The organism is Micromonospora sp. NPDC023966, from assembly GCF_040639095.1.
In the GTDB taxonomy this organism is placed as follows: Bacteria; Actinomycetota; Actinomycetes; order Mycobacteriales; family Micromonosporaceae; genus Micromonospora.
This window is the reverse complement of the sequence record NZ_JBEZZJ010000002.1, coordinates 494,236-506,200: the sequence shown is the minus strand read 5'-3', so window position 1 is coordinate 506,200 and position 11,965 is coordinate 494,236. Positions and strand designations below refer to the sequence as shown.

Below are 11,965 nucleotides of genomic sequence, written 5' to 3'. Positions count from 1 at the left end.
TGTCCCCCCTTTCCGCCGTCAGCTGGTGAAGATGGACTTCTTCTGGTTCTCGATGCTGGTCAGCAGGCCGCTGATGTCCTTCGGGTCCTTGATGAACTGCTGCAACGCCGGGATCATCACGGTCGAGGCGAAGTCCGGCCGGGTGTCCCGGTCGAGGAACTGGGCGATCTCGGTGGCCGAGCCGACCAGCTCGGCGGCCTTCTTCTTCAGGGCGGTGTAGCCGCTGGTGTCGGCGCCGGTGTTGGCCACCAGGGTGCCGGGGTCGCCCTTCACCATGATGTTCGCGGCGTCGACGCCGCCGATGTACTCCAGCAGCTTCTTGGCGTTGGCCTCGGACTTCGGCTTGCGGGCCATCATGTAGCCGTCGATCGGCGCGTCCAGGGCCTTGGCGCCGATGGTCGAGTCGATCTCGGGGAAGGTGAAGAAGTCGATGTCGTCCTGCTCGTTCTCGTTGAACTGCTGGGCGACGAAGAGGCCGAGCAGGTACATGCCGCTCTTCTTCTGCTGCAGCGACTGGGCCGCCTCCTGCCAGGTTCGGCCCAGGGAGTCCGGCTGGTGCAGCGGCAGCAGCCCGGCCCAGGTGTCGAAGACCTTCTTCACCTTGTCGGAGGTCCACGCCTCCTTGCCGGCCATCAGGTCGACGTGGAACTGGTAGCCGTTGATCCGCAGGTTGAGGATGTCGAAAGTGCCCATCGCCGGCCAGCCGTCCTTGTCGGCGAAGGCGATCGGGTTCAGGCCGTCCTTCTTCATCTGCGCGCCCAGCGCGTTGAAGTCGTCGAGCGTCTTCGGCACCTGGTAGCCGCGCTGCTGCCACACCGACTTCCGGTAGAACACCGCCCACGGGTAGTACGACGCCGGCACGAAGTACTGCTTGCCGTCGTCCCCGGTGGACGCCTTCTTGAACGCGTCGGAGTAGCCGGAGAGCTTGCCCCAGACGTCGCTGACGTCGCCGGCCAGGCCCTTGGCGGCAAAGAACCGCATCCGGTAGCCGGCGAACCAGGTGAACACATCGTCCGGTTTGCCCTGCAGGTAGTTGTTGATGTTCTCCTGGAACGTGTTGTGGTCGACCGTGTTGATCGTGGCCTGGACCCCGGACGAGCTCTGGAAGCCGGCCGCCAGCTTGGCGAGTACGTCCTTCGGCGTCGGGTCCGAGGCGTTCGAGCCGATCGACACGGTCTTGGACCCCGCGCCGGAGTCGGAGTCGGAGCCGCAGCCGGCGAGCAATCCCGTGCCGAGCAGCGCGCCCGCGCCGGCCGCGCCGGCGAGCAGCGAGCGGCGATTTAGGCCGGCGACGGACGGGGGTACGAGTCGGGCGAGGTACTCGGCTTGCGAGCGGGGACGGGACATTGTGCCTCCTGCGTGGAAGAGGTGCGCTGCGCCCAAGGGCCGTGATCGGTGGCGGGGATCGGTGTTCGTGGCGGCCGGCGTAGATCCACCGTGAATCCACATGTCCGAACACGAACAGCCGGTGGCGGTTGAAGCTACCCCTTGGTTCGGCGCTGTCAAGAGGGCAAGAGGACAGCGATAACCCAGTTGTGACACGGGGAAGAGAAGGTAAACGTTGGAATTTCTGTCGATGTTGGAAAGTGTTGACTTGGGTGCCGTTCGGGGGCACCCTCTGCTCTCATGCGGAACTGGCACGGCGAGCACATCTGGTACGGCGCCGACTACAACCCGGAGCAGTGGCCCGAGGAGACCTGGGTCGAGGACGTCGAGCTGATGCGCCGGGCCGGGGTCAACCTGGTCTCGGTCGGGATCTTCTCCTGGGCCCTGCTGGAACCCGCTCCCGGCCGCTTCGAGTTCGGCTGGCTGGACCGGGCGCTCGACCTGCTGCACGACGGCGGGATCAGCGTCGACCTGGCCACCGCCACCGCGAGCCCGCCGCCCTGGCTGGCCCACCGGCACCCGGAGACGCTGCCCCGCCGCGCCGACGGCACCATTCTCTGGCCGGGCGGGCGGCAGGCGTACTGCCCCAGCTCACCGGTGTTCCGTGAGCGCTCGCTCGCCCTAGTCGAGGCCGTCGCGGGCCGGTACGCCGACCACCCGGCCGTGGTCATGTGGCACGTCTCCAACGAGCTGGGCTGCCACAACGTGCACTGCTACTGCGACGTCAGCGCCGACGCGTTCCGCCGCTGGCTGCGCGAGCGCTACGGCGACCTGGACGCGCTCAACGCCGCCTGGGGCACCGCGTTCTGGAGCCAGCGCTACCACGACTGGGCCGAGGTCAACCCGCCGCGGAGCGCGCCCACCTTCGCCAACCCCACCCAGCAGCTGGATTTCCTGCGCTTCTCCTCGGACGAGCAGCGCGCCCAACTGCGCGCCGAGCGGGAACTGCTGACCCGGCTCACCACCCAGCCGGTCACCACGAACTTCATGATCGGCACCGGCATCAAGTACCTCGACTACCACTCCTGGGCCGCCGACGTGGACCTGGTCGCCAACGACCACTACCTCACCGCCGCCGACCCGCAGCCCCAGGTCGGCCTGGCGCTGGCCGCCGACCACACCCGGGGCGTCGCCGGTGGCGACCCGTGGCTGCTCATGGAGCACTCCACCAGCGCGGTGAACTGGCAGCCGCGCAACGTCGCCAAGACGCCCGGCCAACTGCGCCGCAACAGCCTCGCCCACGTCGCGCGCGGCGCCGACGGGGTGCTGTTCTTCCAGTGGCGGGCCTCCCGGGCCGGCGCGGAGAAGTTCCACTCCGCGCTCGTCCCGCACGCCGGCCCGGAGACCAAGGTGTTCCGCGAGGTCTGCCGGCTCGGCGCCGACCTCAAGGCCCTGGCCGAGGTACGCGGTAGCCGGGTCGACGCCGACGTCGCCATCCTCTTCGACTACGAAGCCTGGTGGGGCGCCGAACTCGACTCCCACCCCAGCGTCGACGTGACCTACGTCGACCGGCTCGCCGCGCTGCACGGTGCGCTCTGGCGGGCCGGGGTCACCGCCGACGTGGTGCACCCGTCCACCGACCTGTCCCGCTACCGGCTGGTCCTGGCGCCCACCCTCTACCTGGTCCGCGACGCCGACGCCGACGCGCTGCGCCGCTACGTCGAAGGGGGCGGGATTGCGCTGGTCACCTACTTCAGCGGCATCGTCGACGAGCACGACCACATCCGGCTCGGCGGCTACCCGGGCTCCTTCCGCGACCTGCTCGGCGTACGCACCGAGGAGTTCTTCCCGCTCCGGGCGGGCGAGTCGGTCCGCCTCGACGACGGCGCCACCGCCGACGTGTGGACCGAGTGGCTGCACGCCGAGGGCGCCGAGGTGTTCGCCGCGTACGCCGACGGGCCACTGCCCGGAGTGCCGGCGCTGACCCGGCGCGCGGTCGGCGCGGGCGCGGCCTGGTACCTCGGCACCCGGCTCGACCAGCCGGCCACCGACCGGCTGGTCGCCCGGTTGCTCGCCGAGGCCGGCGCCCGCCCGGCGGCCGCCGCGCCCGAGGGGGTGGAGGTGGTCCGCCGCCGGGCCGCCGACCGGAGCTGGCTGTTCGTCATCAACCACACCGACGCGGAGGCCCGGCTGGCGGTCACCGGCGCCGAACTGCTCGGCGGCGGCCGGTGCGACGGCGAGCTGGTGGTGCCGGCGGGCGAGGTGGCGGTGGTCCGCGAGGAGCCCGCGGTCCATCCCGAGGCCGTCTGACCCGCGTACCGTGCCGCTTGCGCGCGAAGGAGGATTCATGCTCGCTCAGCAACGGCAGAGCGCCATCCTGGAGCTGATCCGCCAGCGCGGCGGCGTCCGGGTCAGCCACCTGGTCAGCCGCTTCGGGGTGTCGGACATGACCATCCGGCGGGACCTGGAGGTGCTCGCCGAGCGGGGCCTGGTCGACAAGGTCCACGGGGGAGCGACGCTGGCCGGTCCGGGCTCGGCCGAGGAGCCGGGCTTCGCGGCCAAGTCGATCCGGCAGCAGGCCGAGAAGCGGGCCATCGTCGAGCGGGCCGCCGGCCTGGTCGAGCCCGGCATGGCCATCGCGCTCTCCGCCGGCACCACGACCGCCGCGCTGGCCGCCCGGCTGGCCGACGTCCGCGGGCTGACCGTGGTCACCAACTCGATCCCGGTGGCCGACGCCCTCTACCAGAACCCGCGCGCCGACCAGACGGTCGTGCTCACCGGCGGCATCCGTACCCCGTCGGACGCGCTGACCGGGCCGGTGGCCGAGGCGGCGATCGCCGCGCTCAACGTCGACCTGCTCTTCCTCGGCGTGCACGGGATGAGCCCGTCGACCGGATTCACCACCCCGAACCTGCTGGAGGCGGCGGTGAACCGCCGGCTGATCGGCGCGGCCCGGCGGCTCGTGGTGCTCGCCGACCACACCAAGTGGGAGACCATCGGCATCGCCACCATCGCCCCGCTGGAGGAGGCCGACCTGCTCATCACCGACGGCGGGCTGCCGCCGGAGGGGCGCCGGCAGATCGGCGAGCAGGTCGGCGAACTGATCGTGGTCGACGTCGACTAGGCGCGGCGGGAGGTCGCGCGGGTGCGGCAGGGCGCGCGGTGCGGCGGGTGGGACACCGTGCGCGGCGCTGTGTCAGGAAACCGACTCACCTTCGGCGCGTGATCACACCCGGTCGTGCCGCTCGCGCCTATCGAACCGGCGGCACCGGTTCCCCGGGTGCCGGTGGTGCTGACGCCAGCGTTGCGGGGGTACCCGGACGTGCGGTCCGAGGAGCCGGCGCTGAGGGCAGGCCCGCGTTCCGCGAGGCCGACGCCCGCCCCGGGGCCGGGCGGTGGAGCACATCCACGAGTAGGTAGACCGAGATGCCGGTGGCGACGAGGCCGACCACCCACACGATGACGAAGCCGGCTGTCGTGTACCAGGCCTGGTGGGCGATCATGAGTCGTACGGTCCACCCCAGTGCCAGCAGGCTCACCCCGGGGAAGCAGATCAGCAGCGGCAGGAACCAGTCCAAGAGCCGGGCCGGCCGTCGGTTCGCCTGTGACCAGGCCCCCCAGCCGAGTCCACCCGGCACCCGCGGGGCGAGTTCCTCGTCGATGTACCTCGTTGTCCAGCGCATCGCCGTACGCTGCCCGGCATAGCGCCCACACAGCAGATAGGAGCTCAGCGGCACGATCAGCAATACCGCCAGGAAACCTGGACGAGAAAGTCCGAAGGCGATTATCGCGCTGGTCAGGGTCAGCTGTAAACCGACAATCTGCTGCTGGAACTTGGCCCGCGAATCAATCTCCGCGCGGAGTGACTGGTACTCGGCCAACGCGCCTTGGGCGTCAATATCGGTCACGGCTCCTCCTTCCGTCGGCGGCGACCGCGCGCCGTTCGCGCGGCGCCAAGGAACAGATGCTTGCGATGTCGATGTCGCTCGGTAGCGTGATCGGCAGACAAGTCTCCACACGGGCGATCGAGCGGAGATGCGGCATGATTCTCCTCAATTTCGGCATTCGCCTCAACGCCCGATCCTGGATGGACGCTCTGAGCGCCCACGCCGATTATTTCGCCGACACCACGTTCGCTCCCGGCGAGTTTGCCGGCCAGCACATTGTCGTCGACCTGTCCGAGGTCGGCTTCGCCGATTTCGTGACGCTGGGCCACCTACTCATCTTCCTGCGCGCGGTGACCGATGCGGGCGCCCGTTTCTCCGTGGTGCCGCCCCAGCCGGATGCAATGGCGCACGAGTCGCCACAGGAGGCCGCCACCGGGGTGCGGCGGCTGGCCCGGCGCAACTGTCAGCTGTACCTCGAGCAGACCGGCTTCCAGGCGGCCTACGCCGACATGGACGGGAAGGTCGAGTTCGAGGCGCCGGACGGCGTCGGGCGACTCTCACCCGTCATCGACGGTCCGCGCCGCTCCGATGGCGGCGAAGGCGGTCAGCTGCCGAAGCGACGTCGCCGGATCCTGCCATACCGCTGGGTCGCCGTCGGTGAAGCACGCGGCCTGACCGAGTCCGACGAAGCCTCCCGGTGGGTGGCCGACCTGAAGGATCTCGGGCTGTCCGACGAGCAGGCCGCTGCCATCGGCACCGGCATCATCGCCGAACTCCTGGAGAACGCCGCCGAGCACTCCGGTCTGTGTGATGGTGGCAGCGAGAGTCCGGGCCGGCCGCAGATCCTCCTTGGCGGAGTCATCGTGCCGCCGGAGACATACAAGGACCGCGGCGGCGATCTCGACGAAAGCATCCGTGACCTGGTCACGTGGGCGGCCAAGGCGCCCAGCCCGCTGGTCCGCCTCGTGGTCGCGGATGCCGGCTCCGGCATGATTGGCGCGCTTGCGACGGCCAACCCGGTGGAGGTCGACGTCGACCCAAGCGAGGCACAGCAGGCAATCCTGGCCACGCTGGACCGCCGGCCGCCAGCGCGCAAGCCGACCGGGCTGAGTGACCATCATGCCAGAGGGCTGTGGAAGGTGGCCCGTCTCGCGCGCGGCTACCAGGGCGGCCTTTTGATCACCTCGAGTGGCCAGCTGATCAGCCGCGTCTTCGGGCGATCGCCGGATCCGCACGACGCGGCTCGGGCCTGCACTGTGGTTACGGCGGGCACGTTCGTCGAGTGCGACCTGCTGCTGCAGCCGGACGACGAGGCGCAGCTCGGGGTGGAGGAAGTGATCACGCCACCCCGGACCACCGGCCGCGAGGACGGGCGGCCTGACCTGGACTGCGTGGCCGTCTCGCTGCGTCGTCGGCGCGGGCTGACCGAGGCGGACCTGCTCCGTATCCGCCGGCAGCTGCGTCGACGGCCGACGGCCACGGGCGGCCTGGTCGTCGCGATCACCGCACTCGACTGCGACGTTCGTCCTGACGACGTCGACATCGGCACCGCGATCGCACAGGTGCTGCGCATCGCCAACGCCCCGGGCGATGTGGCCACGGTGGTGATTGCCCTTCCCGGCGTCAACCGGCAGATGATGTCGGTCGCGGTGGAGTTCCTCAACGCCGAGTGCGGGCCGCGATCCGCCGATGTTCCCCCTGACATGCGGGCCCCGGTCCTGGCTCTCGGGCCGGACAACCGACACTTCTGGGTCGGCGGCACCGCGTCCGGGCGGGAGATCCTGCGTCGGCTGTCCGCGGCGCAGCGTCCAGTGCGTCTGCACGACCTTGCCACTGGTGGTCGTAACCTGGCTGAGGCGCTACCCGCCGTTCGCGAACTGCAGAACCGGACTGGGGTGCTGCACGCCGAGAACGACGCACTCCAGCTGCGGATCAAGCCGCAGGACGCGATGAGCGCGCTGGCCAGTTACGTCGGCCACGAGCTGCAGAACGCCATCGAGAACAACACGACCGAGGGCGTCGAGGAGGGCGTCTTCCTCACTCCGAACCTGGAGGTGGCCAGCCGCTGGTGCGATCTCGGTCGGATCCTGGCCGGCCTGAACCTCAGCAGCCTGGCAGGCTACGCCCTCGCCGCCCGGATGGAGGACCGCATCGGTCGATTCGACCGGGCGGAAGCTCCGCTGGTCGTCCGGGTCGGCGACGCGCCGCACGCCATGGTCGCGGCGTTCGCGCGCTCATTCACCGGCCATGACAGCTACGCCGACTCGCTGGAGGACGTGCGGTTGGAGCGCGCCCGCCGAGGAACCGAGGGCGGGGCGCAGGTCCTGCTGGTCACCGACCTGGCGTCCAGCCGCCGTACGCTCAAGCACGCGCTGCTGCAGATCGTCGACCGGGACATGGTGCCGCTCGCGGTCGCCGCCGGAGTCGACACCCGCATGACCGACGATACGAGCGAGCCCGGGGAGGTCCTCTTCCTCAACCGTCGCGTGCCGATGATCAAGCTTGCCGATGTCGACGTGCGGGTGGAGTCACCGCTCACTCGTCAGCCGGACCCGATCGATCCGGTGCTCCGCCAGCCCACGACGGGTACGCGCACGATACCGAAGGCCCTCGTCACGCAGCAGGCCTACGTCGCCGCCATGGAGCGCTCTAACGCCGCGCGCCTCGGTCACATCGAGCGGCCGGCCGATCGGCACTACACCGCATACGTCGACCCCACCCGCCTGTTCCGACAGCGAGACTGGGCCGAGCTGGTCATTCGCCTGTTGGTCAAGCGGGTGACCGAAATGCACAACGCCACCTTCGGCGGCGACGCCGAAACCGCCGCGGCCTGCGTGCTCTATCCCGAGGGCACGCTGGACGACCTGCCGCGGGTCGCCGAGGCGCTGGGCGCCGCACTGGTCCGCGCCCACATCCCGGTGATCGCCACTCTCGGCATTCCGCGCGCACCGGTCGGTGAATGGTGGTGGTACCCCGGCTCGGTGACCCTGCCGGCCGGGGCGCGGCATGCGGTCATCGTCGATGCCGGCGCCGGCAGCGCCCGTACCATCGGTCACCTGCAACGGATAGCAGCCACCGGCGATATCGCCGCCATCAGTGGATTCCTCCTCCTCAATGGCCTGACCGGTGACGACGCACTGGTGTTGCACCAGACGACGACCGTTGCCCGCTCGAACCACAGGTCCCGCAGCGATTCGATCCCGGTCGCTCTGCATTACGTGGCTCGGACTGCCATGAGCGGTCGCGGCCGCCAGGGGTGCGACATCTGCAAATTGCGCCATACCTATCAAGAATTGGCCATGCTCGGGCCCATCCCCGCCAAGTTGGAGGCGCACCGGGACTGGCTGCTGCGGCTGTTGGAACCGCGATCCAAGCGCGCCGCCTTCGAGGAGCAGGCCACCGATCTCTTCGGCGCGCACGTCGGACCCAAGGACTGCACGGAGTACCTACGCTGGCGCTACGAGCTGCGCGAGGCAGACCTGGACACGCTCCAGCGGCTTGAGGTGACCCGCAAACTGTCCAGCGCGCGCCAGCAGCCGATCATCCGGGACGCGTTGGTACGGCTGCTGGTGGCCGAGGCGCACTGGCTGCGCTCGGCTCCGCTCTGGTTCCCGGAGTGCCAGTCGACCGTCGCTGATCTGGCGCTGTTGTTGCTGGTCGGCGATTCCGCCCCGGCTGCCGACGCCATGCTGCGGGTGCAGGCGGTGATCCTCCTGGCCCGAGTCTCGGCGATCACGTTCGCCGATCAGCTCAGTCGAATCCTGCACGAGAACCGGCACGACGAGCCGGTGGTGTTGCAGACGATGCTGGAGGCCCTGCGGCTGGTGGCCGCCACTCGGTCCCCGAACCGGTACTCCCGCGATCTGGTGATCCATCCGATCGTGCAGCGGCTCGTCCGGCTCGAGGACGAGCTGCGTGGCTCGCGGGCCGACAGCGCCGGGGGAACTGCCGTGCTGAGTCGCAACCTGGTGCGCTACGTCCTTTCCCACGGGCAGCGCACGGTCGCGCCCGAGCCGGCAGATCGACAGACCGCCTGGGCCGCGCTGCGTGAACACCGGCGTTCCGTCGCCGACCACGACTACGAGAACGCGATGTGGCGGGTCATCCAGAGTGTCACGCTGATCGGCCGAGGCCGCCGTCGGGAGGACCTGGATGGCATGCGCGAGGACTGGGCGGTGTGCAGCAACTTCCTCAACCTTGATGTGCTGCCCAACATCTATCTGCTGCGCAACGCTCTGTTGACCCGCGACACCACCGCCAGACTGGGCAGGGATGACGCGGACCGCTTCGCGGAGGTGGTCAACGCCGCTCCGGGGCGCAGCGCGCTGGACGAGACGACCGTGCAGCTCGACGCCCTGATCGACCGGGTGCGCGCGAGTGCCGGGAGGGCTCCGCACGACGTGGATCAACTGCTACGCGATCTGCAGTGGTGGTACGACTTCTTTCTGCCGGCGAGCGGGGCGGGGATCCATCAGATTGTCGACCGGTGCCCTACGGACCTGATGAGGGTCCTCCGCAACACCTTTCCGGATCAGCAGGTGCACGCCGGATCGGAGGGTCAACTCCCGGTCTTCTGCAGTGAGCGCATCGTCAAGGACGTGTTCACCCACATCCAGATGAACGCGGTCAAGGTGCATCGGGTGGGTGGCGGCGACCAGCGCATCGAGGTTGCCGTCGAGGCCCGCGCACCCGGGTACGTGACGGTTTCGGTTCGCAACGATGGCAGCCGGCCGTCAGGCAAGGGAGGAGGCCGAGGACTGAGCTCGCTCGCGGACGAGCTTGCCGCGTTCGGCGCTGATCTCCAGCCGGTCCGGCCCCCGGTCGACTGGGCCAGCTTCTGCGTCGAGGTCAGATTCGAACGATGGAGGTTGTCGACATGACGCTGGAGATCCGCGGACTGCTCGTCGATGACGAGGCCCCCAACACCCCTATCATCCGCGACTCCATGGACCTGGAGTTCGAGGAGATCGGGATGAAGGTCACCTGGACCGTCTTGCCGGACGCGACCTCGGCGAGAAAAACTATCCGCGACAGCCCTCCGTTCGATTTCGTCATCGTCGACTACGGGCTTGGCGAAGGGCAGCAGAGCGGGATCGCGGTAGTCGAGGCGATCCGGGCTCGAGGCGGAAACACTTACGTTCTGGTCATCACCGGTCTCGGAAACAAATACCCGAACTTCCGCGACGAGGCACTCCGGGCGGGCGCGGATGAGGCGGTCATCCGGTTCGTCCTCAACATGGGACGCCAGGGCGGTATGACCTTCCGCGCTCTCGCGAACAGAATCCGCCTGCATCTGGCACGCAAGCGCGACTTCGACGGCCTGAAGGTGACGTTCACCGACGGCGACCTGGCGCTGGAGTCCACCCTGCACACCATCGGCAGCCCGAACCCGCCGGGAGCGGACTCGGTGGCCATTGGAAAGAGCGTCGTCCGCAGTCTCGCCATCGACTGTCTCGCTCCGAACTACCGGCCCGATGCCACGACCCTGGCGGTCGGCTATCTCGCGTCCGGCCGATCCGGAGCGCATGTGTGCCGGGTCGATCACATGGAGGGCCGGTCCGTCACCTCCTATGTGCTCAAAATCGGGCTGGATCGGCGCGCGCTCGAATTCGAGCTCGACGCCAACAAGCGGGCGTTGCATCTGCTCGGAGCGGGCGACCTGGTGGGCTTCTCCGGACAGATCCGTACCCATCAGAAGTCCGGCTATCATGCCGTCGCCGCCCGCCTCGCCACCGGCGCGGTCACGCTGGCCGAGTGGTTGTCCGGCCAGGCTGGCCGGCAAGCCGAGAGTGTCGCCGACATCCTGTTCGGGGCGCAGCTCACCAAGTTGTTCGAACCCGGGCAGCGGGAGACCAAGTCCTTCGGCGAGTGGCTCGTGGCCACTCCGGTGCTGCGCCTGCGCGTCCGCGAGACACTCAACCTCTACGAGGAAATCCTGGCAGCGGAATGGGGAAGGATGAAGCAGGCGTCGGACGAGGCCGAGTGCGCCGAGATACTTAGCGCGTTCGTTGACCACGGCGCGCTACCGGGTGGCCGGAAACCCGAAGGGAAGACGGTCTTCATCGACGCATTCGGTGACCTGCATTCCACGAATGTCCTGGTCTATCCGAGCCCGGACAGCCGACCGGTGCTGGTGGACGCATCCATGTATGGGCCGAACCACTGGGCGGTCGACGCCGCCCGGCTGGTGGTCGATCTCGTGCTGTCGGTGCGGCGGGCGGGCGCCGCGCCGCTGCAGTGGTCGGACACGGCCGAGGTGTCCGCCTACCTCGATGGACTGTGCGGACCGGCTCGATCCGTTCGACCGGCCGTCAATGCCGACCCGGTCGATGCGTTCATCGGCCAGGTGGTCGACAAGTTGCCGAGCTACGTTCGCGCCGAGGCGTTGCAGATGACGACCGAGCAGTGGCACTGGCAGTGGCACGCCGCACTGGCCAAGGAACTGATCCGACAGGGCACGCGGGCCGGGCTGCCGGGGCCGAGAGCGGTCGCCGCCCTCATCGCCGCGGTGCGTCAACTCATTTTCGCGGCCGATGCCTTCGACCGCATCGACTACACCGGTCACTCCGGGAAGACCCGCCCGCCCGCCTGCGTCCCCAACCAGGTCGACGAGGAGCGGCTATCGAATCCGGCCATACCGGCACAGAGGACGGACGGGGACTGCGAGCCGTCGATCCGCGAGCCCGAAGGTCTGTCGGACGGCTAGGGCAGGCGCCGTTCACAGGCACCTCACAGCGGGGCGGGCTAGGCTG

6 protein-coding genes are annotated in these 11,965 nt (G+C 69.2%); 4 read left to right on the top strand and 2 right to left on the bottom strand.

The annotated features are described in order from the left end of the window. Positions 1-18 precede the first annotated feature (18 nt). Positions 19-1,347: an ABC transporter substrate-binding protein gene (locus tag AB0F68_RS06380; RefSeq protein ID WP_357333304.1), complete on the bottom strand. Its 1,329-nt coding sequence runs from the start codon at positions 1,345-1,347 to the stop codon at positions 19-21. A gap of 279 nt (positions 1,348-1,626) precedes the next feature. Between AB0F68_RS06380 and AB0F68_RS06375 the strand changes: the two genes are divergently transcribed. Then, positions 1,627-3,636 carry a beta-galactosidase gene (locus AB0F68_RS06375; protein ID WP_357333303.1) on the top strand — a complete coding sequence of 670 codons (2,010 nt, stop codon included), beginning with the start codon at positions 1,627-1,629 and terminating at the stop codon, positions 3,634-3,636. Between the two features lie 37 nt (positions 3,637-3,673). Beyond that, a complete protein-coding gene (locus tag AB0F68_RS06370) occupies positions 3,674-4,450 on the top strand; it encodes a DeoR/GlpR family DNA-binding transcription regulator (RefSeq protein WP_357333302.1) in 777 nt (258 codons plus the stop codon). Between the two features lie 127 nt (positions 4,451-4,577). On the opposite strand, the gene AB0F68_RS06365 is transcribed toward AB0F68_RS06370, so the two are convergent. Beyond that, complete coding sequence (locus AB0F68_RS06365) at positions 4,578-5,234, bottom strand: hypothetical protein (protein WP_357333301.1); 657 nt, start codon at positions 5,232-5,234, stop codon at positions 4,578-4,580. Between the two features lie 65 nt (positions 5,235-5,299). Here AB0F68_RS06365 and AB0F68_RS06360 point away from each other — a divergent pair, with 65 nt between their 5' ends. Continuing rightward, the gene (locus AB0F68_RS06360) at positions 5,300-10,093 is read left to right on the top strand and encodes a hypothetical protein (RefSeq protein ID WP_357333300.1); all 4,794 of its coding nucleotides are present in this window, start codon (positions 5,300-5,302) and stop codon (positions 10,091-10,093) included. Beyond that, positions 10,090-11,919 carry a response regulator gene (locus tag AB0F68_RS06355; protein WP_357333299.1) on the top strand — a complete coding sequence of 610 codons (1,830 nt, stop codon included), beginning with the start codon at positions 10,090-10,092 and terminating at the stop codon, positions 11,917-11,919. The genes AB0F68_RS06360 and AB0F68_RS06355 overlap by 4 nt, the downstream gene beginning before the upstream one ends. Positions 11,920-11,965: the final 46 nt, after the last annotated feature.

Coding starts and splice junctions, on each gene's coding strand:
- AB0F68_RS06380 (WP_357333304.1), bottom strand. CDS start 1,347: ATGTCCCGTCCCCGCTCGCAAGCCGAGTACCTCGCCCGACTCGTACCC.
- AB0F68_RS06375 (WP_357333303.1), top strand. CDS start 1,627: ATGCGGAACTGGCACGGCGAGCACATCTGGTACGGCGCCGACTACAAC.
- AB0F68_RS06370 (WP_357333302.1), top strand. CDS start 3,674: ATGCTCGCTCAGCAACGGCAGAGCGCCATCCTGGAGCTGATCCGCCAG.
- AB0F68_RS06360 (WP_357333300.1), top strand. CDS start 5,300: ATGTCGATGTCGCTCGGTAGCGTGATCGGCAGACAAGTCTCCACACGG.
- AB0F68_RS06355 (WP_357333299.1), top strand. CDS start 10,090: ATGACGCTGGAGATCCGCGGACTGCTCGTCGATGACGAGGCCCCCAAC.